Below are 24,377 nucleotides of genomic sequence, written 5' to 3' on the forward strand. Positions count from 1 at the left end.
GTGCGAAGTCCATCGACGAGGTCAAGGCGAAGCTGGCCGGCATGGGCCTGGCCCTGAAGGACAGCCCGCCCGGATTCGACCCGACCGCCGCCGCGTTCGACGCGGACGACAACGGCAACGCCGGTTTCATGGAGACCGAGCAGTACTGAGCGAGCAGTAGCGAGCCGGTACTGAGCCGCGGGACAAGAGGCAGCCCTCTTCGGAGTTCGCTCCGAAGGGGGCTGTTCCGCGTCCTCCCCCGGCGGTCCGGCCTCGGGGTCCCGCCGGATCCGGCAGGATGCCGCGGGATGCCGGGTGCCATGGCGGACGTTACGGTGGAACCGGTATCAAGCCGCACGGCGTGACGGAGCGAGTTATTCCGCCCCGGGTGCACCATGCGACCGCTACCGCGAGTGGCGGAGCCGTCACGTCCCTTCGGTCGCCTCGGCAGCATCCGAAGCAGGTTGAATCATGAACCGCACTCGTCGTCTCACCGCTCTCACGTTCCTGGTGGCCCCCGCGCTCGCGCTGGGCCCCGCGCTGGCCGCGCACGCCTCCGCACCGGCGTCCGCCGCCGTGACGCCCGGTGCCGTGACGCCCGGTGCCGTGTCCCGGGCCGCGTGCCACGTCGAAACGGAGTCGGACGGCAGGTACCACCTCTGGGGCGTGGGCTTCCCCGGCAACACGAAGGTGACCTACTCGGGGTCCGCCTCGGGCACCGTCTCCACGGACGGGTCGGGCAGGTTCGACCTCGGCGGCCTCGCCGGAGGCAGGATCGTCGTCAGGTCGGCCGACGGGAAGACCGCGCTCACCTGCACCAAGGTCAGCCACTGACCGTGCGGCGGGATCACCATCCGCAGTCGATGTCGGTCATGCTCCCGCGGAGAACCGGATCGGTGGCCGTACCCATGATCCGCAGGAGTCCGCCGTCCTTCCCCCAGTCCAGCTCGTACGTGCCGGCCTCGACGGGCCGGTAGCCGTCGTCGACCACCCAGGATCCGGCCTCGCCGAGGGCCAGGCCGGTGCGCCCCACCGCGTACGCCTCGCCGCTGCCGGCAAGGAGGAAGGATGTCTCCCGGACCACCACCGTGCAGCCCCCGGGTCCCACCGGGCGCAGCACGTGGTACTCCGCCTCCGAGAACAGGTCGCCCGCCGCTCCCCCTGCCGTGCCGAGCACCGCCGCGACGAGGAGCAGGCCCTCCCCCAGCCTCGCCCACACGGCCCGCCGGCCGGCGATCTCCGGGAGACCGGCCGGGCGGCCCGCCCGGGTCAGGGCCCGGCGGAGGACGAGCGCCGTGACGAACAGCGCCGCGCTCAGCCACCAGCCGGGGACCACCCGGCCCCGTACGACCAGCAGGAGCCCGCTCCAGCTCGCCACGGCGGCCAGGACCAGGCTCCCGGTGCCCACGGCGGCGGAGACGGCCGGTGACGGCCCCGGACGCGCGCCCTGCTCTGTGCTCGCTTCGGTCATGGCGGGTACGACGCCCCCGAGGCACCGGCAGTTGCGAGGCGGGAGCGGCGGAGGATCAGGCGCGGCCGCCGTGCCGGGCGCGGGTCAGCAGCAGGGCGGTGAGCGCCGCGGCGCCCAGTCCTACCGCGCCGGCCGAGCGGAAGGCCCGGGAGGAGCGCCAGGAGAGGGCCGACCAGCGGGACTGGGCCGACAGGACGGAGCCCATGCTCAGCCAGGAGCCGGCCGAGACCAGGGAGAGCGCGGAGCCGATCGAGCCGGCCGAGAGCGCGCTGCCGATCGAGCCGACGGACAGGGCCGATCCCACCGAGCCGATGGAGAGCACGGATCCCACCGAGCCGATCGACAGCACCGAGTCGTGCGACCACAGGGACAGGACGGACTCCGAGGACGTGCCGCACCGCTCCGGCGGGGCGGATGACGCAGATGACTTGGTCATGACGCCATACTGCCCGGCAGTCCCCCCACCCGTCCGGCAGTCGGCCGGTCCGGGAAGCGGCCCGGCCTGGAGATGGCCGGTCCGGGAAGCGGCCGGTTCGGGAGATGGACGGTTCGGGAAGCGGCCGGTTCGGGAGGTGGGGTCAGTCGGTTGTGTGGGGTTCGCGTTGGCGGAGGATCACCAGGACCGCGCCGCCGATGACGACCAGGCCGATGGCGACGCCGACGATCACGCCGGCCGCGGAGCCGCCGCCGGTCGCGGCGAGGTTGGTGCCGCCGACGGTGCCGCCGACCGAGGCGGGGCTGGGCTCGCTGAGGGTCTGGGTGGTGAGGTCGGCGTCGGTGCCCTGTGTCTTGCAGTCGAGGACGCCGGTGAAGCGGCGTTCGAGACCGTTCGGGCCGGTGATCGTGAAGTCGTAGGCCTGGTCCTCCTGGAGCGCGACGGTCACCGTCCGCGTGGTGTTCGCGGGGATGGTGTGCTCGGTGCCCATCAGCTCGAAGGTGAACGGCTTGTCCCCGGTGTTGGCCGCGGTGATGTCCACCCCGCTCCTGGCGCAGTCCTTCTCGGCCGACAGCGCCGGTATCGCGCCCTGCCCCGCCCAGGTCGCGTTCGCGGTCGCGGCGACCGTGGACTCGCTGGAGCCGGCCAGGATCTGCGTCTGGCTGCGGCTCTCGGAGGTGAGGGCGCGGCCGACGGGGACCGTGGTGGACGCCTGGACGGTGAGTTCGGCGGAACCGTCGGCGGCGTCGTCGGGGACCTTGAAGTAGAGCTCGCTGCCGTTGCGCGCGGTGGTGACCGGCTTGCCGGTCCTGTCGGTGATGTGTACGCCGGTGAGGGCCGCGTCTGACGGCGGGACCACGGTGACGGAGCCCGCGTTGGTGTGCACGGTCACCGGGCCGAGCAGTGCGCCGGGACGGCCGGAGACGGCGGACGGGGAGAGCTTCAGCGAGGCCTGCGGTTCGTTCTGGCCGCCGGCGCTCTTCTCCAGGTAGTCGGCGAGCTTCTCGGCCCGCGGGTCGACCGCGTCGACGTCCGCGCCGTCCGAGTAGCGCCAGATCGCCACCTGGGTGCCGGCCGCCGCGTCCTGCTCGGTGAGGCCGCTGACCCCGGCCTTGCGGGCGAGCGCGGCGAGGTCGTTGACCTGCGGGTAGGAGTTCTGGAGGATCCAGCGGATCTTCCCGGCGTTCTTGTTGGCACCCAGCGAGGTGCCGCTCCAGGACGTCTCGTGGTACCTGGCGTCCCGCTGGGTGGGGTTGTGGAGGTCGACGCAGTACGTCTGGAGTGTGCCGCCGCCGTCCACGGACATCTCGAAGAGGCCCGCGGCCACCTGCTCGTCGCCGCTGTCGCCGTGGACCACGGCCTCGCCGTAGGTCTTCAGGCCGCTCATGCTCGCCGTGACCCCGCTCTGGCTCTGCCCGGTCCCGTCGTCGGCCGCCGCCCGGCCGGCGCCGGTCAGCACGGCGGCGGCGACCAGCCCGGACGCCAGTGCCGCGGCGGCGAGGCGGGACACGCCTCTGGCGGCCCCGGCCCTACGGGAGTGTCTGGTGGACGCGCGGGGCGCGGAGGGAGCAGAGGGAGCGGAGGGACCAGAGAACGCAACGAGCACGGAATTCCCCTTCGAGCAGGACCCGTTGGACACGGTTGGACACAGGGGGGGTGGTCCCGCCAGCAGAATCAGCGGCCCGAGGGGCCATGTCCGGCATCCTATGGATCAGCCGGACCGGCCTTTCCCGGTGAGATGGTCGGATGAGCGATCCGATCCGGAATCGTTATCGCGGGACCGTGAACGGGCCGAGCCTGTCGACAAATCCACCCGTTCGCCGCAACGAGCGCTTCGGGTGTGTTCACCGACAAGCCGCCGACAAGCGGTCAAGGAGCGATCAGCCGGGCGCGGTTCGGTCCGGACGCGGTGAACCGGCCGCGCCGCGCGCCGGTTTCACGCCACGGCTGCCACGGCCGCGACCGCCGCCGTCCCCGCCGCCGCCCCCACCGGTTCCGGGTGTGCCGGGTCGGAGGGGTCGGCCGGTGTCTCCCAGTCCGGCTCCGGGCGCGGCGGTGCGGGTGCCGTCGTCTCCGGTTTCACGACCCGCCGGAAGGCCGTCGTACCGCGGGTGAGGTCGTGGCCGATCGCCACCGCGTCGATGTCGGCGGAGGTCCGCTGCTGACCCTCCCGGTTCTCGGAGCGCACCTTCAGCCGCCCCTGGACGACGACCGGGTCGCCGACCGCCAGCGAGGCCATCACGTTGGCGGCGAGCTGCCGGTTGGCCCACACCGTGAAGAAGTTGGTGTGCCCGTCCGTCCACGCGTTCCTCTCGCGGTCCCAGTAGCGCGAGGTCACCGCCAGCCGGAAGCGGGCCGACGGGCCCGCCGCCAGTTCCTTGAACACCGGCCGCGTCGCCACGTTCCCCACCGCGCAGAGCATCGTCTCGTTCATCACGAACCCCTCCCTCGTCCGGCCGCCGGGGCCGGACGGAACCGCGTACGGGCCCGTCCCGTACGGCTCGTCCAGACTGCAGCGAGCGGGCCGGGTCCGCCGGGGGCTGTGGACGGCCGTCCGGGCTGTGGAGAACTCCGCAACCCGGACGAGTGAACGCCGTCCGCGCCGGGGTCATCCCACCCCGGCCTCCGTGCGCGTCACCCTCGCGTACTGCTCCCGTACCTCCCGGTACCGCAGCAGCTCCGCGGCCACCGGATCCAGCACCCGGGCCCGGCCGCAGCCGGCGGCCGCCTCCCGCAGGCGCCGCTCCGCGTCCTGGCCGTAGCGCCGGGCCGGGCCGCGGGCCGCCATCCGGCAGCCCCACTCGACCAGCGGGCCGCCGATGATCCCGGCGACCATCAGCAGCACCGGCACGCCCAGGTTGGGCGCCATCACCCCGGCGATCTGCCCCACCAGCCACAGCCCGCCGACCACTTGCAGCAGCGTCATGGCCGCCTGGGCGAGCACGGCCACCGGCCACCAGCCCGGACGCGGCGGACGCCCCGTCGGCAGCCCGGCCCGCTCGGCCAGCTCGTCGAGCGCCTCCGGCAGCCCCTGCGAGCCGCGTACGGCCGCCTCCCGCACCGCCTGCCCCCAGGGCCCCGGCAGTCCGGCCGAGGCCCGGTCGGAGACCGTGCGCACCGCCTGCTCGACGCGCTGCCGGGCGGTGGCCTCCTCCTCCGGCTGGGCCTTCTGGAGGCGCCCCGTGGGCGGCTCGCCGCGGTCGTTGTACCAGCGCCACAGCCGCAGCCAGGGCGTGCCGCAGGCCCGGTTGGCGTTGCGCAGCCAGGCCCGTTCGGCGGCCTCGCCGGCGGCGGTGGCGCCGACGGCGTCCGCGAGGCGGTCGGCGAACTCGTCGCGGGACTCTTCACTGAGTCCGGTGCGCCGCCCGGTGGCGTAGACGGGCCGCAGCCGGGCCGCGGCGGCGTCCACGTCGGCGGCGACCCGACGGGCCGCGGCGCCCCGCTCGGAGACGAACTGGCCCAGCAACTCGCGCAGTTCGCCCATGCCGTCGCCGGTGAGCGCGGACAGCGCGAGCACGGTCGCGCCGGGTTCGCCGTACTCGCCGAGCGCGATGCCGTCGTCGTCGAGCAGCCGGCGCAGGTCGTCGAGGACCTGGTCGGCGGCCTCGGCGGGCAGCCGGTCGGTCTGGTTGAGGACGACGAACATGACCTCGGCGTGGCCGGCCATGGGGCGCAGATAGCGCTCGTGGAGGACCGCGTCGGCGTACTTCTCGGGGTCGACGACCCAGATCACCGCGTCGACCAGCTTCAGGATCCGGTCGACCTGCTCGCGGTGCTGGACGGCCGCCGAGTCGTGGTCGGGCAGGTCGATCAGGACCAGTCCGCGCAGCTGCGCCTCCGTCTCCGGGTTGTGCACGGGGCGGCGGCGCAGCCGGCCGGGGATACCGAGGCGGTCGATGAGGGTCGCGGAGCCGTCGCTCCAGCTGCACGCGATGGGCGCGGCGGTGGTGGGGCGCCGTACGCCCGTCTCCGAGATGGCCACTCCGGCGAGCGAGTTGAACAGCTGGGACTTGCCGCTGCCGGTGGCGCCCGCGATGGCGACGACGGTGTGCTGGCCGGAGAGCCTGCGGCGGGCCGCGGCCTCGTCCAGGACGCGGCCGGCCTCGGCGAGGGTCTGGCTGTCGAGGCGGGTGCGGGAGAGGCCGACGAGTTCACGCAGGGCGTCGAGGCGGGAGCGCAGCGGGCCGTCGTAGGCGAGCGGGGTGGGGGACGGGGCGCCGGGGCCGCGGGTCTCCAGCACGGGGGCGGGGGCGGCGGGCGCGGTGGTGGCCTCGGTGACCCGGCGGGCGATGAGACCGTCGTCCCAGACGTCGCCCGGCGCGTCGTCGGGGGCGGGGGCGAGGGCGGCGGGGGCAGCTTCGGCCGCCTCGCCGTGCGCGGCGGCGGGGGAGGCGGGGGCGGCGCCGAGTGCGCCGTCAGGTGTCTCGGTGGTGCCGTCGACGGGGTCGCGCTGGCCGCGCACGCGTGCGTGGAGCGCGTTTCCCGTGGCTTCCGGCACGCGCGCGTGCGGCGCGGTGGCAGGGGCGGCCGGGGCGTCGGCCGCGTCCGTGCGCTCCTGTGTGCCGCCCTCACCCGCGCTCGCCGGCACCCGGGCCTCGCCGCCCGCAGGGTCCGCCGCCGAGCCCACCGAGACCGGTCCGCCCTCGAAGCCACCGACGTGATCCGAGTAGCGCGCGCGATGCGAGTGACCTGGGTGGTCCGAGGGGACGGAGTGACCTGAGCCGCACGAATGACCCGAGTCGTCCGAGTGGCCAGAGAAGTCGGAGTAGTCGGAGTAGTCGGAGTGACTGGAGCGGCTGGAGTGGCTGAAGTGATCCGAGTGGCTCAAGCGGTCCATGTGATCCAAGTGGCCCATGTGATCGAGGTGGTCCATGCGCTGGACGCGAGGCGTACGGTCCGCGTGATCCGCACGCTCCGTCCGGCCCGCACGGTCCAGCCGACCCGTGCGATCCGCCTGCCCGGCACGATCCGGCCGACCCGCGCGACTTGTACGGTCTGCGCCATCCGCCGGGTTCACCGGGTCCGTCCGGCGAGAGTGATCCGTCCGGTCCGGCCGGTCGGCGTGATCCATGTGGCCCATACGACCCGCCGCCCGCCCCGTCCGATCCGCCCCGTCCATCCGATCCGCCTGATCCGCCTGATCCGCCCGGCGCATTCGACCCACCCGGTCCGCCCGATCAACGCGATCCACCTGAGCCGCTTGATCGACGCGATCCGCCCGAGTCTCCTGAGTCGCCCGAGTCGCCTGAGTCATGCGATCCGTCTGATCCATTCGATCTGCCCGATCCATGGAATCCGCCCGATCCGCGCACTCCATCTGATCCGTCTGACCCGTCCGATCCGTCTGGTCCGTCTGGTCCGTCTGACCCGTCTGGTGGTCCGTGTGGTCGTGGTCGGTGGCGGCGGTCATCCGGTCACCTCTCCTTCTGCAGTACGGACAGGGCGGCGATGAGTTCGGCCTGGGGTTCGGGGTGGACGTCCAGCGCGTCGAGCGGGGCGAGGCGGCGTTCTCGTTCGGCGTGCAGGACGCGGTCCACGTGCTCCGTGAGCAGCCGCCCGGCCCGGTCCCGCAGCCGCAGCGCACCGTGGGCTCCCAGCCGCTCCGCGAGCCGCTCCCCCGCCACCCGGGTCCGGCGCCCGCCGAGCAGCGCGGTGGCCACCAGCGCCGCGACCCCCTCCGCGTCCGGCGCGACGCTGCGGTCCAGCCCGCGCACCTCCTCCTCGGCGTACTCCTCCAGCTCCCGCCGCCAGCGCCGTACGGCGAGGCCGATGCGGTGTTCGGCGCTCTCCAGGGAGGGGTCGCGGTCGGCCAGCCCGGGGGCGTCGGAGGCGGGCTCGCGGCGCCAGGCGTCGTCGACGCGCTCGTCGGCGGCGGTGACGGCGCACAACAGCAGCGCGGCCAGGCTCTCCACCAGCGCGTCGAGGAGTTCGCCGGCGGCGCAGTCGAGGGGGAAGGAGCGCCAGCGCTTGAGGGCGTCGCCGGCGAGGACCGCGCCGCCGTTGAGGCGGCCGCGCACGCGCGCGTGCTCGCTGTCGTAGGCCCCGTCGACCGCGGAGGTCAGGCGCAGCGCGGCGGCGTACTGGGCGGCTGCGGCGCCGGCCAGCTCGGGCATGCGGGCCTTGAGGGAGTCCAGGACGCCGTGGGCGGTGCGGGCCAGGGTGTGGCGGCGGGCGCCGGGGTCCTGGGCCTGCTGGACGAGCCAGGCGCGCAGCTGGGCGACGGCGGTGGCGGGGAGCAGGCCGCCGCCCCAGGCGGACTCGGGCAGCTCGGGCACGGTGAACCGGGGCACGTCGCCGAGTCCGGCCTTGGTGAGGAGGGCGCCGTACTGCCGGGAGACCTCGGAGACGACCTGGTGGGGCACCCGGTCCAGGACGGTCACCAGGGTGGCGTCGTACTCCTTGGCGGTGCGCAGCAGGTGCCAGGGGATGGCGTCGGCGTAGCGCGCGGCCGTGGTGACCATCACCCAGATGTCGGCGGCGCACAGCAGCTCCGCGGCGAGGACGCGGTTGTCGACGACCAGGGAGTCGATGTCGGGGGCGTCGAGGAGGGCGAGGCCGCGCGGGAGGCTGTCGGCGGTCTCGACGCGCAGGACGCGCGTGGGGTTCTCGCCGGGCAGCAGGAGGTCGTCGGCGGGTTCCTGGTGCGGCACCCAGACGCGGGTGAGGTCGGGCAGCACCCGCATGCCGCTGAACCAGTGATGATCCTCCGGATGGCAGACGAGGACCGGGGTGCGGGTGGTCGGCCGCAGCACGCCCGCCTCGCTGACCCGACGGCCCACCAGGGAGTTCACGAGGGTCGATTTGCCGGCGCCGGTGGAGCCGCCCACGACGGCCAGAAGGGGCGCTTCGGGCGCTCTGAGGCGGGGCACCAGATAGTCGTCGAGCTGTGCGAGGAGTTCGTCGCGGTTGGCACGCGCGCGTGGAGCCCCCGCCAGGGGCAGCGGGAAGCGTGCGGCGGCGACACGGTCGCGCAGGGCGGAGAGTGTGTCGAGCAGCTGGGGCCGTACGTCCAAGGTCACCACATGTGAAGAATGCCCAATTTTAGGGGAATTCTGAAGCATATGGACATGCCTGCGCGCCGACGGAACACATCGGACGGAAGGGATGACTGGGACGGAGGCACAGTCCAGGCATAACGAGTGCACAACACCCGGTGCGTCGGGCGCCAAAAGCGGTGCACGATTCGTACCTGCCTGCGATTATCAGGACCGCTTCACCGAACCTCCACATCGAGCCACGGAGGCGAAGCAGCAGGGGCACGGATTCGTGAGCTCTATCCTTGTCCCCGGCAACGTGACGGACCGGCCCACACCGGGGCAGTACGCACGGAGCCAGCACGGCCGGCCCCCGTAGCTCAGTGGATAGAGCAGGCGCCTTCTAAGCGCTTGGCCGCAGGTTCGAGTCCTGCCGGGGGCGCCTCCACGCCGTTCGGCCGGCCGCTCCGGCATCCCGTGCACCCTCTTCCGCCCGCCGGACCGGCCCTCGCCGCGGCGGATGAAAATTCCTTGTGACAAGTTGTCCGGAAGCCACCCATGGCGCAAACGGAGCGCTTCAGTCCGCATTCTCGCAGCTCCGCGCCGTGACGGCCCCGCCCCACCGCCTCCGTGTCACGCAACGACGGTGCGCGTTGCTCTTGTTGGAGGTGCCCGGACGTCAATGCCGGGCCCTGGTGGTTTGGTTGACGGTGGTAGCATTCCGCCGTCTGCGACCTTGATCCACTTTGCTCAGGCCCTGCCCTGAAGTAGGTCTGCTCTCGCACCAGCATTCATGCAGTCCCTTGTGACAGGTTGCGGATCCTCGCGAGGTGTATCCGTCGACGCCTGCATGCCACGCGCCGGGAAAGGTTTCCATGACTCAAGACGTGCTTCTTTGGTGCCTGGTTGCGATAGCGGTGATAGCCACAGCCGCAGTCGTGGCACTCGTACTCCGCAGCAGAGGACTGGGGAGGAGGAAGAAGGAGACAGAAGCCGCGCTGGAGCAGCGGCTTCGCTACACCGAGGGTGAACTCGTCCGTGCCCAGGGCGAGTTGGCCAGGGTTCAGGGCGAACAGGACGGTGTCATCCGGGAGGCCGAGCAGGCCGCGGAGGAGAGCACCAAGGCGGTCCTCAAGGGCGCCGCCCGGTTCCTGCAGAGCCTCGCCGCCGAACAGACGGCACTGCTGGACGAGATCCAGCGCAAGTACGGCGGGCACGGCGTCCTCAGCGACCTGATGGACGTCAACCACGCCAACGCCCAGATGGCCCGCAAGGCCCAGGGCATCGCGGTCATGTGCGGCGCGCCGCTCGGCCGCCGCAACCAGCCGGCCAGCGTCTACGACGTGGTGCGCAGCGCCCAGAGCCAGATCCGCAACTTCCAGCGGATCGAGATCATGCAGCCGAGCGGCATCGCGCTGAAGGCCTCCGCCGTCGCGCCCGTCGCCCTGGCCATCGCCGAGCTGCTCGACAACGCCGCCAGCTTCTCCCAGGCGGACGCGCCGATCGAGGTGACGTTCCGCCGGGTCCAGGAGAACCTCTGCATCGTCATCGACGACGCCGGCGTCAGCATGAGCGACGAGGACCGGCAGCGGGCGACCGCACTGCTGGCCGGCGAGGAGATCCCGCGCCTGTCCCAGCTGGGCACCCAGCCGAAGTTCGGTTTCCCCGTCGTCGGTCTGATCGCCCGCCAGTACGGCTTCAAGGTGGATGTCACCGGCGTCTCCCGCTACGGCGGCGTCCGCGCCGTCGTCCTGCTGCCCGAGGAGCTGTGGACCATGGAGGAGACCCCGCCGCCGGCCACCGAGGCACCGGTGGCCAGCATCCGGCCCATCGAGGACCGCGAGCAGTCCGGTGCGCGCACGATGCACGGGCTGCCCAAGCGCGGCCAGCGCAAGTCCCCCATCGTCAGCGTGGCCGGCGGCAGCGGCTCCGGCGGGGAGCAGTCGCCCCGGAGAGGCTCGCGCGGCACCGGCGGCGGCCTGGGGGCGTTCCAGCGCGGCACTCTGACGGGCCGTGACCTCGACGCCCCGACGCCCGGAGGGTCCGACAACGCATGAGTACTGACATGTCGTGGATGGTCCAGGACATCGTGGACAACGTCCCCCGGGCCCGGCACGCCGTCGTGCTGTCCGCGGACGGCATCCCACGCGGGGCCACGGACAGCCTGACCGGCCAGGACGTGCGGACCATCTCCGCCGCCATGGCGGGGATGCAGTCGCTCAGCCGGGCCTCCGCGCACTTCGCCGGGTTCTCGCAGGAGCGGGCGTGGAACCAGACGGTCATCGAGTTCGCGCACGGCTGGGTGTTCCTGATCGGGGCCGGGCAGGGGGCCTACCTGGCCGCCGCCGCGGAGCCCGACGTCGACATGCAGCAGATCTCCTTCCGGATGCACCGGCTGGTCGCCAGGCTGGGCAACAACCTCGTCGCGCCGCCCCGGGTGAACGCGGCCGAGGCCGCCCGGGCCGCCGGTGAGGGCGGGGCGCGGGACCCGGAGGGCAGCGGCAGCGGGTTCGTGCTGCCGGAGCTGGACAAGGTGATCGACTCCGTGCACGGCGCCCGGCACGCCCTGCTGCTCGGGGCGGACGGTCTGCCGCGCGGCGCGAGCGCGGGGATCGGCCGGGACCTGGCGGACACCATCTCCGCCGCCATGACGGGCATCCACGCCTACAGCCGGGCGACCGCCCCGTTCGCGGGCGGGGTGCGGGACGACGAGTGGCGCCAGACGGTCATCGAGTTCCAGCACGGCTGGATCTTCCTGATCTCGGCGGGCGAGGGCGCCTTCCTCGCGGCGGCCGCGGAGCACGACTGTGACATCGAGGCGTTCAGCACGCGTCTGAGCGACGCGATACCCGCGCTCACGGCGGGCCGGGTGGGACAGGGCGGGAGGGTCGGCGATGCATGAGGAACCGGACGGCGAGCTGGAGCTCACGTCGGCATTAGTGCCGCTCTTCGTGATCGCGAAGGGACGTGCGCTGCCCGCGGCGAACGAGTACGAGCACACCACGCTCGTCACGGCCCAGGAGGGCGCCCCGGCGGCGGCGCGCACCCTGTCCCCGGAGGCCCGGACGGTCATGGACCTGATCGCCGACGGCTTCCTGTCCGTGGCCGAGGTGTCCGGCTACACCCGGCTGCCCCTGGGCATCGTGCGCATCCTGCTGGCGCAGATGGCCGAGGACGGCCTGATCTTCGTGAGAAATCCGGCGCCACGGGCCGAACGTGTCGACCGCGAACTGCTCACCGCCGTGCTCGACGGCCTGAAGACCCGATTCGGAGCGTAACCCCGTGTATCTGGATCCAGCCGTCTCCCGTTCCGTGAAGGTCCTCGTGGTGGGCCATTTCGGAGTCGGGAAGACCACCTGCATCGGCAGCATCTCCGAGATCGAGCCGCTGCAGACCGAGGAGGAGATCACCGAGGCCAGTGAGGGCTTCGACGACCTCTCCAACACCCCGGACAAGACCACCACGACCGTGGCGATGGACTTCGGGCGGCTGACCCTCAGCGACAGCCTGGTCCTCTACCTCTTCGGCACGCCGGGGCAGGAACGCTTCAAGGAGATGTGGGAGGGGCTGTCCCGGGGCGCCCTGGGCGCGCTGGTCCTGGTGGACCCCGAACGGCTGCACGAGAGCTTCCCCATCCTGGACCTGGTCGAGCAGTTCGGCCTGGCCTGCGCCATCGGAGTCAACCGCTTCGACGGCACCCCCGACTACCCGCTCGACGAGGTGCGCGAGGCGCTCAACCTGTCCGAGGACACCCCCATCGTCCACTGCGACGTCCGCGACCAGGACTCCTCGGCCCAGGCTCTCATCACCCTCGTGAAGCACCTCATGTCCATCATCGGCTAGGAGCCACGGTATGCATCAGCAATCCGACCCGACCGGGATACCGGCCGGTTGCCCCGCTCATGGCAACGTCCAGCTGTACGGGCCCGACTTCGGCTCCGATCCCGAGCGCCTGTACGACCGGCTGCGCTCGACGGGTCCGAGCGCCCCGGTCGACATCGCGCCGGACGTCGAGGTCGAGCTGGTGACCAGTTACGACGCGAGCCTGTACATCCTGCAGAACCCGTCCCTGTTCGTACGGGACTCGCGCCGCTGGAACGCGCTGAACGAGGGCCGGGTGCCCGCGGACAGCCCGGCCCTGCCGATGATGGGCTACCGGCCCAACGCGCTGTTCAGCGACGGCGCGGCGCACGCCCGGCTGCGGCAGGCGGTCACGGACAGCCTCGCCACCGTCGACCAGGTCCGGCTGGTCCGGCTGACCCAGCAGTCGGCCGACTACCTGATCAGCCGGTTCAGCTCCGAGCCGCTCGGCCAGGCCGAGCTGATGTCCGCCTACGCCCAGCCGCTGCCGCTGCTGGTCTTCAGCGACCTGTTCGGCTGCCCGCCCGAGCTCGGTGACCGGGTCATCGTCGGTATCAGCGGCATCTTCGAGGGCACCCCTGGTGCCGACGAGGTCCTGGGCGGCGCGCTCGCGGAGCTGATCGCCCTCAAACGGCGCCAGCCCGGCGAGGACCTCACCACCCGTCTGATGGTGCACTCGGCCCGGCTGACCGACGAGGAGGTGCTGCACCAGCTGGTGACCCTGCTCTCCGGCGGCACCGCGCCCCTGACCGGCGCGATCGGCACCAGCAGCGCGCTGTACCTCAGCGACGACTGGCCGACCGGTCTGCCGATCGAGGACGCGGTCGTCAAGACGCTGTGGAACTTCGCGCCGATCGCCAACTACGCGGGCCACTACCCCACCCAGGACGTCGAGCTGGGCGGCCGGACGCTGCGGGCGGGCGACCCGGTGCTGGTCTCCTTCGCGGCGGCCAACACCGACCCCAAGCTGACCGAGCACCGCGAGCAGCTCAGCGGCAAGGCGCACCTGGCGTTCGGGGCCGGCCCGCACGGCTGCCCGGCCAAGGACCCGGCGTTCATGATCGCGTCCACCGCCGTCGAGTCGCTGCTCAACCGGCTGCCCGACATCGAGATGCGCGTCCCGTTCAAGGAGCTCACCTGGGTGCCGTCGCCGTGGATGCGCTCCCTGGTGACCGTTCCGGTCCGGTTCACCCCGCGCGCCGTGCCGTCGGCCGCCGCCCGGGCCACGGCGTCCAGCGCCCCGCAGCCGGCCGCGTACACCGCCGGTGCGCAGTCGCCGTCGGCGCCCCGGCCGGCCCACGCCGCGCCGCGGACGGCGCCCAAGGGCGGGCTGTTCAGCCGGTTCCGCGCCTGGATGAATGGGGAGTGACGTAGGTAACCCTGTGAGAACGCAGGGTTATTGGATGCTTCAAACAACCCAGGGGTACGTATGGCGGCTGGCAGAAAGGAGCCGTCATCGTGGGAAGTGTCACGACTCAGTCCTCGGACCGTCGCGCCACCGTTTCCCTGTTCTCCCGTCTTCGGACGGCTGATGGGCAGGCCGATCCCTTCCCGTACTACGCAGAACTCCGGGCGCGGGGCGATGTGAGCCCCGCCCCCTGGGGCGGTTTCCTCGTGACCGGATTCAGTACCTGCGACCAGGTGCTGCGCAACGGCGCCTGGCTGGAACCGGACACGAAATGGCGCGAACGGCAGGGGGCGCGCACCCGCTGGAGCGCACCCTCCTCCCGGGAGATCAGCCGCACCCTGCCGGCGCTCAACCCCCCGGAGCACACCCGGGTGCGCCGGTCGGCAGGCAATTTCGACAGGTCCACCATCGAACAGATCGGCCGCCGGGTGAAACAGGTGGTCGACCGGCTCCTGGGCACGCTGCGCGAGCGGGTGCACGAGGGGGAGGCGGACTTCAACGCCCTGGTGGGCGAGGAGCTTCCGGTCGCCACCATCGGCGACTGGCTCGGGCTGCCCCGCGCGGACTGGCCCCGGCTGCGCGAGCTGACCCACGACCAGGTCTTCACCCAGGAACTGCTGCCCAACGCGAGCCAGCTGGCCCGGTCGGACGCGGCCATGGCCGAGCTGCGGGCCTATTTCCTGAACCTGGTACGCGAACGGCGTGCCCGTCCGGGCGAGGATCCGGTGTCCCGGTGGATACGCACCTGGGACGAGCTGGAGCCGGACCGGGACAAGGCCGACGAGGCCGTCTACTTCCTGGCCCTGTTCGTCCTGCTGGCGGCGCTGGAGACGACCGCCACCCTCCTGTCGACCATGGTGCTGCGCCTGGTCGAGGACCCCGGCCGCTGGACCATGCTGGCCGAGGACCCCGACCTGGTGCCGGCGTTCGTGGAGGAGACCCTGCGCCACGACGCCCCCACCCATGTGATCAGCCGGGTGGCCGGCCAGGACATCGTGCTGGGGGACGCCGAGGTCAGGCAGGGGGAGATGGTCCACCTCATGGTGGGCGCCGCCCACCGGGACCCCGCCCGGTTCGACGACCCGGACACCTTCGACCCCCGCCGCAAGCCCGCCCACCTCGCGTTCAGCGGAGGCATCCACTACTGCCTCGGGGCGCCGCTGGCCCGGCTGGAAGCCCAGACCCTGCTCCGTGAAATGATCACCCGGCTACCGCGGCTGGCCCTGGTCCGCCGGCCCGCCCGGGCACCCCGGGTGGCTTTCAGACGCCTGCTCAACCTGGATGTCGCACTGTCATGAACCTGCCGATAGCGGACCCGGGCGCGCCCGCCGTCCCGCCACCGCCCGCGCCCTCCCCCGACCCGCTGGGCCTCTCGCTGGACGGCCCCGTCCTGCATGTCCGGCTCAACCCCTCCGCCGACCGGGACGACACGCTCGGCACCGCCGTCCTGGACGAGCTGATCGCCGTCCTCGACAACCTCCACGACCAGCCCGACATCCGCATCCTGGTGCTCTCCTCCCTGGGCGACGACTTCTGCCTGGGGGCCGACCGCCGGGAGTACCAGGAGGCCCTGGCCGCCGACCCGACCGGCACCGTGCTGCGCCGCGTCGCGGACAAGGCCCACCGGCTGTGCCAGGCCCTGGAGAACACCCACGTCGTCACCGTCGCCCGGCTGCACGGCAAGGTCGTGGGCGCCGGACTCGCCCTCGCCGCCTACTGCGACCTGCGGGCCGGCGCGGACACCAGCCGCTTCCGCATGCCGGAGGTCGGCCTCGGACTCGCCCCCGCCTGGGGCGGCGCCATGGGCCGGCTGATCGCCGAGGCGGGCGCGGCGAGGATGCGTGAACTCATGCTCACCTGCGACGTCTTCGACGCGCACACCGCGCACGGGCTCGGCCTCCTGCACAAGGTCGCGCCGCTGGACCGGCTGGACGACGCCGTCACGGCCTGGACGAAACCGCTGGCCCGGCGCTCCCCCGAGGCGCTGGTCCTGACCAAACGCATGCTCACCGGCTACGCCAAAGCCGCCCGCACGGCCGACATCGCCCTCCTCGACGCCCATCTGCTGGCCGGCCGCCTGAACCACGGCTGACCTGCCGACCGCACGGAAACGCGGGCCCCTCGACGAGGAGGAGCCCGCGTTCCGCGCGTCCGGGGTCAGTGCCCGGGGACGGCGGCACCCGCGGCCGCCGGAGCCAGGAGCTTCAGCATCAGGTCCCGCAGTTCGTCCGCGCCACCGGGGCCGAGCATGACGTCGATGTCCGCGGCGAGTTCCGCGACGGCGCGTGCCACGACACCCAGCCGCTCGCGGCCCGTGCCGGTGAGTTCGAGGGCGTAGCGCCGCCGGTCGTGCGGATCGCGGCCCCTGCGGACGAGCCCCGGCTCCTCCAGCTCGTCGACCAGCTGGGAGACCGCGGGCCCGGTGACGGCGAGGAGTTCGGCGAGCCGCTGCTGGGTGACGGGCCCCAGGGTGTCGAGCGCGGACAGCGGGCCGTAGTGGCGCACCCGCAGGCCGGTGCCGGCCAGCTTGGCGTCCCCGTACCTGCGCACCCGCTGAGCGGCCTGCGCGACCAGGTACTCGGTGCCCTGCACGAGCGGCTGCGCCGGCTCGGGCAGCAGCCGGGCCAGCAACTCGTCGAACCGCGCGGTCTCCCGCGCGGTGAGTACGGCGGTGAGCCGGGCGTCCCGCTCGGCGACGGCCCCGCGGCTGGCCTCCACGGCCTCGCGGCCGCCGTCGGTCAGGGAGAGCACGTACTGGCGTCGGTTGTCGGGATTGCGGGTGCGCCGGACCTCACCGCGGGCCTCCAGCCGGTCGATGACCCCGACCATGACGGTGCGGTTGATGCCGAGCCGCTCGGCGAGGTCGAGCTGGGACTGCCAGTCGCGGCCGGTGAGCGCGTCGAGGACCAGGAAGTCGCGGGAGTCCTTGCCGTCGCCGTCGCCGGTGGCGGAGAACAGGGCGTACACCCGGCGCAGGAGGTAGCCGACGAAACCGGTGAGGGCCGCCGGGAGGACGCCGGGCACCTCGGCGGTCTCCTCGGCCCGGGTCACCGCGCCGGGCTCCGGCTCCGCATCGTCGTCACGCCGCACGACAGCACCTCCCGCTCGAACGCCCCGATCATATCGGCGGCCCCGCGAGCGGCCGGGTGCCGAGGGACCGCGGGGCGGCCGGCGCCGCTCAGCGGGCGCGGGGCGGGAACGGAGCCCTGGGGGTCCAGATGTCGAGGTCCTCGTAGGCGTCGCGCCAGTCGTTCTCGTAGGCGGTGCGCAGCGGCTCGGGCATCGAGGCGATGACGCGGGCGGCCCGCGCGGCGTCGGCGCCGTCGAGCAGCCAGGGCAGGTAGCGGGCGGCGTCGCCGATCAGGCGGGTGCGCTGTTCGGCGGCGAAGTCCTGCCACTGCCGCGGGGAGAGGGTGAGGTCGATCAGCTCCAGCGCGTCCCGCTCCTCGTGGCCGAGGTGGCCGCCGAGCCGTGCGCGCAGGGTGTCGGTCAGCCCGCCGAGGCGTTCGGGGCCGGCGTCCCGGTCGGCGAGGGCCGCGTCGATGTCGGCGAGCAGCGGGCCGATGACCCCGTGCTCGGCCTCCATGTCGGCGAGCAGGGCGAGTTCGGCGTCCCGGCCGGCCAGAGCCGCCTGCATCACCGGCCAGATCCGCACGTCCTCGGAGGTGTGGTGGACGGTCAGGAACTTCTTGAACAGCTCCCAGCCGACCGCGGTGGCCAGCACGTGCCGGGGGTCGTCGTCGACCCGTGCGGTGATCCGGGCGATGCGCTCCAGCTCCCGCCGCAGCGCGTCGTGGATCGCGAACATCATCGTCATGTCGAGGTTCCTGAACTCCTGGCTCATCGCTGTCTCCCTCGCTCGGCGCCGTACCGGGACAGTATCGTCAACTTGCTTATCCATCAATGGTCCAACTAACAACAAGCCAATCATCAGGACCTGATCCGATCCATGGGTCATGATCTTGTCGGCCGGTACTGTGAGGCCATGCGTCTTCGGTGTGCGGTGCTCGACGATTACCAAGGGGTGGCCCGGGAGTTCGGGGACTGGGCGTCCCTTCCCGCCGAGGTCGAGGTGGTCTCCCTGCGGGAGCATCTCGGCGGTGAGGACGAACTCGCCGCCGCGCTCGCCGACTTCGACGTCGTCGTCACCCTGCGCGAGCGGGTCGCCTTCCCCGCCTCGCTGCTCGGCCGGCTGCCGCGGCTGCGGCTGCTCGTCGCGTCCGGCATGCGCAACAGCGTCATCGACTACGCGGCCGCCGAGGCCAACGGCGTCACGGTCTGCGGTACGGAGAGCGCCTCGACGCCCCCGGTGGAGCTGACCTGGGCGCTGCTGCTGGGGCTGGCGCGCGGGATCGTCGAGGAGTCCGCCGCGCTGCGGACCGGCGGCCCCTGGCAGTCCACCGTCGGCGCCGATCTGCACGGACGCCGGCTCGGACTGCTCGGGCTCGGGAAGATCGGCGGCAGGGTCGCGCAGGTCGGGCTCGCGTTCGGGATGCGGGTGAGCGCGTGGAGCCGGAACCTCACCGCGGAACGCGCCGCCGAGGTCGGCGTCGAACTCGCGCCGGACAAGGAGACGCTGCTCTCCTCCTGCGACTTCGTCTCGGTCCACCTGGCGCTGGGCGACCGCACCCGGGGGCTGCTGGGCGCCGCCGAACTCGCCCTCCTCAAGCCCACCGCCTACCTGGTCAACACCTCGCGCGCCGCCATCGTCGACCAGGACGCGCTGCTCGCCGCGCTGCGCGAGGGCCGGATCGCCGGGGCCGGTGTCGACGTCTTCGACATCGAGCCGCTGCCCGCCGACCACCCGATGCGCACCGCCCCCCGGCTGCTCGCCACCCCGCACCTCGGCTATGTCTCCTACGCCAACTACACGACGTACTACGGCCAGGCGGTCGAAGCCGTCCGGGGCCACCTGGCGGGTTCCCCGGTACGACGGCTGCCCTGATCCCGGCCCTTGGGGTGATCGTCCGGCAAACGGCGTGACCAGGTGCAGGTGGCGGCGTTGAACGGGGAGTGCGGCGGCTGGTCCTGTCGCCGCGCTCCCCGAGCAACAAGGCAACAAGAAGGAGAACGTGATGTCTCGCATCGCGAAGGCCGCCGTCGTAGCCCTCGGCACCGGCGCCGTGGTGATCGGCGGGGCCGGCCTGGCCCTGGCCGACGCGGGCGCCAACGGCGAGGCCGTCGGCTCGCCCGGCGTGGTGTCCGGCAACGCGGCCCAGGTCCCGGTCAACATCCCGGTCAACCTGTGCGGCGACACCGTCGACGTGGTCGGCCTGCTGAACCCGGCGTTCGGCGACACCTGCGCCAACCAGGGCCACCTCGGCAGGGGCGGCGGCGACAACGGCGGCTACGGCTACTGAGCCACGCTCACGCAAGAGCCCCGGCGCCCTGGGCGGCCGGGGCTCTTGCCGTCCGCGAACCCGGATCAGGCGTAGCCGGGCAGGCGTAGCCGGGCAGGCGTGTCTGACCCGGCCTGCCCGATCCGGTCCGCCCGATCCTGCGTGCCCGGTCAGGCGTACCGGTAGATCCGGCTCACGTCCTCCAGCGACTCCGGGGTGACGTCCCACGGCGGCAGTTTCCCGCGGCGCGCGACGACCCGGTCGTGCTGCGGGTCGCCGGGGCCGGGCGGTGCGGCCGGCAGATAGCGCTGCCCTCGGTGCCGGGCCTTCCAGCGCTCCCACTGGAGGTCGATGAAGGCGTGGTGGAACCAGAAGACGGGGTCGTTGACGGAGGCCCCGCCGAGCATCGCCCCGCCGACCCAGCGGTGCACCCGGTTGTGGTTGTGCCAGGACGTGCTGCCGCCGCCGGTCCCCCAGCCCTCCAGCTTGTTGCGGAAGCCCCGGGTGACGGTCGAGTCCCACGGGGAGACGTCGTACGCCGGGTCGGCCAGCGCCCAGTCCAGCTCGGCCCTGGTGGGCAGGTCGAAGGGGGCGCGGGCGCGGCCCAGGTCCCGGGCGAGGAACTCGCCGTCGGTGATGCCCTCCCTGATGGTCCAGTGCCCCGCCGAGTAGGCGAACGGCCCGGTCATCACCTGCTGGTCACGGGCCCGGCCGTTCCCACCGAGCAGGTCGTTCGTCCACGGCACACCGGATGCCGCGCGGTCCCGGGTCCAGTCCCAGTACGGCACGGTCACCGAGGAGTCCACCCGGCGCAGGGCGCGCTCCAGCTCCAGCAGGAAGCGGCGGTGCCAGGGCAGGAAGGAGGGCGCCATGTGGGCGGAGCGCAGCCCGCCCTCGCCGTCGGGGGTGTAGTAGTCGATGTGCGTCCGCACGAACGCGTCGTACTCGCCCCGCCGTTTGACCTCCAGGAAGGCCGTCACCAGCCGCCTGCGCTCGGTGGCGGTCAGCTTCGCGGCGTCCTTACGCACGTACGCCATGGTCACCCCCCGTGTGCGCGTGGTGTCCGCCCATCGGCCCCGGGGCGAGCTCGCGCAGCCGCTGCCCGGGTCCGATCTGGTCGACGGCCGCCCGGGTCGCCGCCAGCGGCGTCGGGTACGAGTCGTAGTGGTCGACCATGCTCAGCCAGGTGCCGTCGGCCCGGCGCATCAGGTGCAGCGGACGGCCGTCCACGGTGACCTGCCACTCGCCGCGGCCGGTGCCGACGGCCCGGCCCGTCGCCGGCACCAGGACACCGTGGATGCGGCGGCCGCGGTAGGTCTCGTCGAAGGAGGTGCCCGGCGGGCCGTCCGCCGGGGGCACCGGGCGGGAGGCGGCGACGACGGGGGCGAGCGCCAGGGCGGCCGCGGCGGCGAACAGCCCCCGCGTCACCTCGCGCCGCGTCGGTCTGCCCGTCCCGGCTCTGCCCGGCTGCCCGGCTCCCGGCTCCGCGCCCACCGCCACACCACCGACTCCGACGACCATGCTCACTCCTCGTACGGTTCACCGACAACTGTCGTTACGGGTAACCGTCCGAGGGGCCGCCCGGTCACCGCCGCGCCGCCATCCGATGCACGGACGGCTCGAAAGAGCCGCGCGGGACGAGGAGTTGAGACGGGGTTACAGGCCGGGGCCGACGCCCAGGTCGCCGCCGGCGACGGTCTGGAGGACCGGGGCGAGCACGCCGGCCTGGGGCGGCTTCAGGTCCGGCAGGCCGAAGTTCCGCGGGTTGGGCGCGGTCAGCGGGGCGTCCACCGCCAGGCCGGGGGCGAGGGTGCGCAGGCCGGAGGCGGGGGCGTGGACGCCGACGTGGTCGAAGTCGTCACCGAGGAGGTGCGGGAGCGGGGCGCTCAGGTCGAGGCCGGGCAGTGCGCCGCTGAACGGGAGCTGCGGCAGGGCGCGGTCCGGGAGGAGCCGTCCCTCGACGTAGCGCGGACCTTCGGGGGCGCCGGGGGTGAGCAGCGGCAGCTCCATCCCGAGCCTGGGCACCTCCATGTTGAGGGACTTCGAGACGCCGTCCAGAGGCACGGGCACGGGGACCGTGCCGGCCGCGGCGGCGGGGGCGGCGGCGGCACCGCCCACGGCCGCCGCTGCGGCCGCGACGCCCGTGACGACGGCGGCAAGGGTTCCTCGGGTGGTCGGCTTCATCTCAGGTACGGGCCCTTTCAGGATGCGGGGGAGCGAGGTCCGTACCGGGTAACGAGCCGGAAAACGGCATCAGTTCACAATTCGCCCGGGTGCAGCAATAGTCGGCTGTTCAGCTCGTCCAGAAGTCCCACCACCGGGTCAGGACCAGCATGCCGACGACACCGATGTGCAGCAGCGGCGGCACCCAGGCGAACTCGGCGAGGAACCCCCGCAGCCATCCGGGCGCGGGCAGGAACCGGTGGCGTACGACGTGGGAGGTGACGTACCAGAACAGGACGATGGCGGCGGCCCAGGCCAGGCAGCACCACAGGCAGAGCGCGTTGATCCGGTACAGCGACTGGAACTGGAGCCAGGACACGAAGCCGACGCCGAACGCGCAGCCCGCGTCGAAGGTCAGCCAGTACCAGCCGGGGAAGCGGGCGCCGGCCAGCAGGCTCGTGCCGACGCAGATCACGACGGCGTAGGCGACCAGCCCCAGCATCGGGTTGGGGAACCCGAAGGCCGAGGCCTGCTCGCTCTTCATCACGCTGCCGCAGGACACCACCGGGTTCAGGCTGCATCCGGGGACGAAGTTCGGGTTCTCCAGCAGCTTGAACTTGTCGAGGGTGATGACCCAGGAGGCCAGCAGTCCGGCCGCCCCGGCGGCCACCGTCAGCAGCGCGAACCCCCGGCCGGAGCCCGCCGTCCGGTTCATCAGCCGCGCAGGCTGCGGGCCGGCAGCACGACGTGCGCGGCGGCCGCGAGGGTCTCGTCGGCACCGGCGAAGGCGGCGAGCGCCTCCGGGGCGACGGGCTTGCCGGGCTCGCCCTCGGGCCACGGGCGGGTGGTGAACACCAGGTAGGCGTAGCCGCGTTCGGCGACCGCGGCGAGCCACTCCGGGGGCGCGGGGCACTGGGCGTTGAGCGGTGCCAGGTTGAGGACGGCCTGGCCGGCCTCGACGAGCAGGGTGACGGGCAGGCTGGGCCGGGCGGTGCCGTCGACGACGTCGCCGCCGACGGGCAGTCCGTTGTTCCCCAGCAGCGCCTCGATGGCGGCCGCGGTGGCCTCCGGGCCGCCCGCGGCGTCCCCGAGGGAGTAGGCCAGCAGGTAGGGCATGTCGGAGCCGTCGGGGGCCTCGCCGCTCCAGGCCAGCACGACGAGGGTGCCGAGGTCGGCGGCGCGGAAGGGGCGGGTTGCGCTTGGGGTTGAGGTCACCGCGCGACCCTATCGACGGGCCGTGGGGCGGCCGGGCGTCCCGTCACCCGACCGGCGGATACCGAAGGGGGCCGCCACACGAACGAGGGACGCCTCTCGACGTCCCTCGAACGGTCCCCGACGTGCCGCCTCAGCTCTGCAGGGGCAGGCCGCCCAGCAGCGGGTTGTGCTGGTTGAGGGAGCCGGCCGCGCCCTTGACGGTGCTGAGCACGGAGTCCTTGTTCTCGGTGTCGAGGGCGTTCGACTGGTGCCGCAGGGGCAGCGCCTCTTCCACGGGGATCGGGCCCTTGGTGAGCGTGTTCACGGCGCCGTTGAGACTGCTCGGCGTGAGGTCGGCGGTGCTGTAGGCGAACGCGGGCGCGGCGACGCCGGCGAGGGCCACGGATCCGGCGACGACGACGGCGGCCTTCAGGGACTTCATCGTGTTCCTTTCTTCGGCGACTTTCGGCAACGCAAGCCACCGGGGGGATGCGGACGCCGTGTCCAACGACGCGCCCGGCCGACCGGAAACCCCGTGCTCACAAGACATATGAGATCCCCCGGCGTCCGCCGGGAACGCAGCCGGCCGTCCACCCGCGAGGCGCGCGGGCGGACGGCCGGCCGAAGGGAACGTGCGGCTGCGTCAGTCGCTGACGCAGGTGTTGCCGAACCCGGGGTTCAGCAGGCCGATCACGTCGATCGTGTCACCGCAGACGTTGACCGGAACGTGGACCGGAACCTCGATCACGTTGCCCGACAGAACGCCCGGGGAGTGGGCGGCGGCGCCGTTCGCACCGCTGTCGGCGGCGGCCACACCGGCGGCGCCGGCGACGGCCGCGACGGCGGCGGTGGACAGGACCAGGCCCTTCGCGATACGCGACATGGGGAAGTGCTCCTTGGAGATCGAAACAAACATCCGGGCGGGATGCCCAGCGCTGTGTCAACGCGTGGCGTCCGCTCGGGTTGTGCCGCCAAAGGAGTGATCCGAGGAGTAAATCCCGGAAACGCACTGCCGGAAGGCCTTCCTCAGCATTCCGACGCATTCGCTCCCCTTCCCTTCCCCTTCCCTTCCCTCCCCCGTCTCCCCGTCTCCCCGTCTCCCCTCCTCACGGAAGGGCGAAGCCGGTCGCGCGCAGCCCCCGGTTCGGCCGAACGGGCTACGCGTGCCGCGTGGCGCCGGCGGCCGGGTGGGACCGGTGGTCTACAACGGCGACCGGGGCAACCCGGGCGACCCGCTCACGTACGCCACCGCCGGCCGTGTCCCCACGGCTCCGCGCGACTTCGCCGATCCGGCCGACGACGTACTCCACTCCACGACCAACGACCCAGGTGCGCCGAGCGCCCGGCGTGAACCGGCGTACGCCAACGCGCTCGGCCAGGACTCGGATGTGTTCGATCTCGGCACCGGTCTCGCCGACGGTGGTGACCAGCCGACGTTCCGGCTCGTTTCCCAGCCCGACGCGGCCTGGGCGGGCGTTCTCCTCGCCGCCGTGGACGCGCAGCAGTACGGCGCGTTCCCGCCCGCAGTCCCGAGCGCCCCCGTGAGCTAGGA

27 protein-coding genes, 1 tRNA gene and 1 pseudogene are annotated in these 24,377 nt (G+C 72.9%); 14 read left to right on the forward strand and 15 right to left on the reverse strand.

Annotated elements, in window-relative coordinates:
- Nucleotides 1-149: pseudogene (locus ACZ619_RS39710) on the forward strand (DNA-directed RNA polymerase subunit alpha); the annotation flags it as partial.
- 301 nt (nt 150-450) lie between these two features.
- Entirely contained in the window at nt 451-813 is a 363-nt protein-coding gene (locus ACZ619_RS39715; RefSeq protein ID WP_469610015.1) for a hypothetical protein, read from the forward strand.
- Nucleotides 814-826: 13 nt separating this feature from the next.
- On the opposite strand, the gene ACZ619_RS39720 is transcribed toward ACZ619_RS39715, so the two are convergent.
- The 5 genes from ACZ619_RS39720 to ACZ619_RS39740 form a co-directional block, all read right to left on the reverse strand.
- Nucleotides 827-1,450 (reverse strand): hypothetical protein, encoded by a 624-nt coding sequence (locus tag ACZ619_RS39720; protein WP_469610018.1) that lies wholly within the window; start codon nt 1,448-1,450, stop codon nt 827-829.
- A 55-nt stretch (nt 1,451-1,505) separates the two neighbouring features.
- Nucleotides 1,506-1,886 (reverse strand): hypothetical protein, encoded by a 381-nt coding sequence (locus ACZ619_RS39725; RefSeq protein ID WP_469610020.1) that lies wholly within the window; start codon nt 1,884-1,886, stop codon nt 1,506-1,508.
- Nucleotides 1,887-2,028: 142 nt separating this feature from the next.
- Nucleotides 2,029-3,396 carry a Cys-Gln thioester bond-forming surface protein gene (locus tag ACZ619_RS39730; RefSeq protein WP_469610021.1) on the reverse strand — a complete coding sequence of 456 codons (1,368 nt, stop codon included), beginning with the start codon at nt 3,394-3,396 and terminating at the stop codon, nt 2,029-2,031.
- Between the two features lie 426 nt (nt 3,397-3,822).
- Nucleotides 3,823-4,320, reverse strand: coding sequence for a single-stranded DNA-binding protein (locus ACZ619_RS39735; RefSeq protein ID WP_469610024.1), 498 nt, complete (start codon nt 4,318-4,320; stop codon nt 3,823-3,825).
- A 174-nt stretch (nt 4,321-4,494) separates the two neighbouring features.
- Nucleotides 4,495-6,714, reverse strand: a complete 2,220-nt coding sequence (locus ACZ619_RS39740) for a YfjP family GTPase (protein WP_469610027.1) — start codon at nt 6,712-6,714, stop codon at nt 4,495-4,497.
- Here ACZ619_RS39740 and ACZ619_RS39745 point away from each other — a divergent pair.
- Nucleotides 6,688-7,338 (forward strand): hypothetical protein, encoded by a 651-nt coding sequence (locus tag ACZ619_RS39745; RefSeq protein WP_469610030.1) that lies wholly within the window; start codon nt 6,688-6,690, stop codon nt 7,336-7,338. The genes ACZ619_RS39740 and ACZ619_RS39745 overlap by 27 nt on opposite strands.
- On the opposite strand, the gene ACZ619_RS39750 is transcribed toward ACZ619_RS39745, so the two are convergent.
- Nucleotides 7,301-8,908, reverse strand: coding sequence for a dynamin family protein (locus ACZ619_RS39750; RefSeq protein ID WP_469610033.1), 1,608 nt, complete (start codon nt 8,906-8,908; stop codon nt 7,301-7,303). The two genes, ACZ619_RS39745 and ACZ619_RS39750, sit on opposite strands and share 38 nt — an antisense overlap.
- Nucleotides 8,909-9,229: 321 nt before the next feature.
- Here ACZ619_RS39750 and ACZ619_RS39755 point away from each other — a divergent pair.
- The 8 genes from ACZ619_RS39755 to ACZ619_RS39790 all read left to right on the forward strand — a co-directional run bounded on the left by ACZ619_RS39755 (nt 9,230) and on the right by ACZ619_RS39790 (nt 16,221).
- Nucleotides 9,230-9,302: transfer RNA gene (locus ACZ619_RS39755), tRNA-Arg, on the forward strand.
- 433 nt (nt 9,303-9,735) lie between these two features.
- Complete coding sequence (locus ACZ619_RS39760) at nt 9,736-10,917, forward strand: sensor histidine kinase (RefSeq protein WP_469610035.1); 1,182 nt, start codon at nt 9,736-9,738, stop codon at nt 10,915-10,917.
- Complete coding sequence (locus ACZ619_RS39765) at nt 10,914-11,762, forward strand: roadblock/LC7 domain-containing protein (protein WP_469610038.1); 849 nt, start codon at nt 10,914-10,916, stop codon at nt 11,760-11,762. Before ACZ619_RS39760 ends, ACZ619_RS39765 begins: the two co-directional genes overlap by 4 nt.
- Nucleotides 11,755-12,138, forward strand: coding sequence for a DUF742 domain-containing protein (locus ACZ619_RS39770; protein ID WP_469610041.1), 384 nt, complete (start codon nt 11,755-11,757; stop codon nt 12,136-12,138). Before ACZ619_RS39765 ends, ACZ619_RS39770 begins: the two co-directional genes overlap by 8 nt.
- A gap of 4 nt (nt 12,139-12,142) precedes the next feature.
- Nucleotides 12,143-12,703, forward strand: a complete 561-nt coding sequence (locus tag ACZ619_RS39775) for a GTP-binding protein (RefSeq protein ID WP_469610043.1) — start codon at nt 12,143-12,145, stop codon at nt 12,701-12,703.
- A 10-nt stretch (nt 12,704-12,713) separates the two neighbouring features.
- Nucleotides 12,714-14,090 (forward strand): cytochrome P450 family protein, encoded by a 1,377-nt coding sequence (locus ACZ619_RS39780; RefSeq protein WP_469610045.1) that lies wholly within the window; start codon nt 12,714-12,716, stop codon nt 14,088-14,090.
- An 89-nt stretch (nt 14,091-14,179) separates the two neighbouring features.
- The gene (locus tag ACZ619_RS39785; protein ID WP_469610048.1) at nt 14,180-15,427 is read left to right on the forward strand and encodes a cytochrome P450; all 1,248 of its coding nucleotides are present in this window, start codon (nt 14,180-14,182) and stop codon (nt 15,425-15,427) included.
- Nucleotides 15,424-16,221, forward strand: coding sequence for an enoyl-CoA hydratase/isomerase family protein (locus tag ACZ619_RS39790; protein ID WP_469610051.1), 798 nt, complete (start codon nt 15,424-15,426; stop codon nt 16,219-16,221). The genes ACZ619_RS39785 and ACZ619_RS39790 overlap by 4 nt, the downstream gene beginning before the upstream one ends.
- 65 nt (nt 16,222-16,286) lie before the next feature.
- Here the strand turns inward: ACZ619_RS39790 and ACZ619_RS39795 are convergent, their stop codons facing one another.
- Nucleotides 16,287-17,219, reverse strand: coding sequence for a MarR family winged helix-turn-helix transcriptional regulator (locus ACZ619_RS39795; RefSeq protein WP_469610053.1), 933 nt, complete (start codon nt 17,217-17,219; stop codon nt 16,287-16,289).
- Nucleotides 17,220-17,307: 88 nt separating this feature from the next.
- Nucleotides 17,308-17,973, reverse strand: a complete 666-nt coding sequence (locus tag ACZ619_RS39800) for a hemerythrin domain-containing protein (protein ID WP_469610056.1) — start codon at nt 17,971-17,973, stop codon at nt 17,308-17,310.
- Nucleotides 17,974-18,114: 141 nt separating this feature from the next.
- Between ACZ619_RS39800 and ACZ619_RS39805 the strand changes: the two genes are divergently transcribed.
- Together ACZ619_RS39805 and ACZ619_RS39810 are read left to right on the forward strand one after the other, a co-directional pair.
- Entirely contained in the window at nt 18,115-19,074 is a 960-nt protein-coding gene (locus tag ACZ619_RS39805) for a D-2-hydroxyacid dehydrogenase family protein (RefSeq protein ID WP_469610058.1), read from the forward strand.
- Nucleotides 19,075-19,204: 130 nt separating this feature from the next.
- The gene (locus tag ACZ619_RS39810) at nt 19,205-19,489 is read left to right on the forward strand and encodes a chaplin (protein ID WP_469610060.1); all 285 of its coding nucleotides are present in this window, start codon (nt 19,205-19,207) and stop codon (nt 19,487-19,489) included.
- A gap of 149 nt (nt 19,490-19,638) precedes the next feature.
- Here the strand turns inward: ACZ619_RS39810 and ACZ619_RS39815 are convergent, their stop codons facing one another.
- The 7 genes from ACZ619_RS39815 to ACZ619_RS39845 form a co-directional block, all read right to left on the reverse strand.
- Nucleotides 19,639-20,505: a tyrosinase family protein gene (locus tag ACZ619_RS39815; RefSeq protein ID WP_469610062.1), complete on the reverse strand. Its 867-nt coding sequence runs from the start codon at nt 20,503-20,505 to the stop codon at nt 19,639-19,641.
- Nucleotides 20,489-20,989 (reverse strand): tyrosinase family oxidase copper chaperone, encoded by a 501-nt coding sequence (locus ACZ619_RS39820; protein WP_469610063.1) that lies wholly within the window; start codon nt 20,987-20,989, stop codon nt 20,489-20,491. Before ACZ619_RS39820 ends, ACZ619_RS39815 begins: the two co-directional genes overlap by 17 nt.
- Before the next feature lie 135 nt (nt 20,990-21,124).
- Nucleotides 21,125-21,652, reverse strand: coding sequence for a hypothetical protein (locus ACZ619_RS39825; RefSeq protein WP_469610065.1), 528 nt, complete (start codon nt 21,650-21,652; stop codon nt 21,125-21,127).
- Nucleotides 21,653-21,761: 109 nt separating this feature from the next.
- A complete protein-coding gene (locus tag ACZ619_RS39830) occupies nt 21,762-22,346 on the reverse strand; it encodes a vitamin K epoxide reductase family protein (RefSeq protein ID WP_469610068.1) in 585 nt (194 codons plus the stop codon).
- Entirely contained in the window at nt 22,346-22,846 is a 501-nt protein-coding gene (locus ACZ619_RS39835) for a DUF5949 family protein (RefSeq protein WP_469610070.1), read from the reverse strand. The genes ACZ619_RS39830 and ACZ619_RS39835 overlap by 1 nt, the downstream gene beginning before the upstream one ends.
- 130 nt (nt 22,847-22,976) lie before the next feature.
- On the reverse strand, nt 22,977-23,267 hold the full coding sequence (locus ACZ619_RS39840; RefSeq protein WP_469610072.1) for a hypothetical protein: 291 nt from the start codon (nt 23,265-23,267) through the stop codon (nt 22,977-22,979).
- Between the two features lie 201 nt (nt 23,268-23,468).
- The gene (locus tag ACZ619_RS39845; RefSeq protein ID WP_469610075.1) at nt 23,469-23,708 is read right to left on the reverse strand and encodes a chaplin; all 240 of its coding nucleotides are present in this window, start codon (nt 23,706-23,708) and stop codon (nt 23,469-23,471) included.
- A gap of 280 nt (nt 23,709-23,988) precedes the next feature.
- Between ACZ619_RS39845 and ACZ619_RS39850 the strand changes: the two genes are divergently transcribed.
- Nucleotides 23,989-24,375, forward strand: a complete 387-nt coding sequence (locus ACZ619_RS39850) for a hypothetical protein (protein ID WP_469610078.1) — start codon at nt 23,989-23,991, stop codon at nt 24,373-24,375.
- The last annotated feature ends 2 nt before the right edge of the window (nt 24,376-24,377 follow it).

This window comes from Streptomyces sp. NPDC104367 (genome assembly GCF_055583825.1).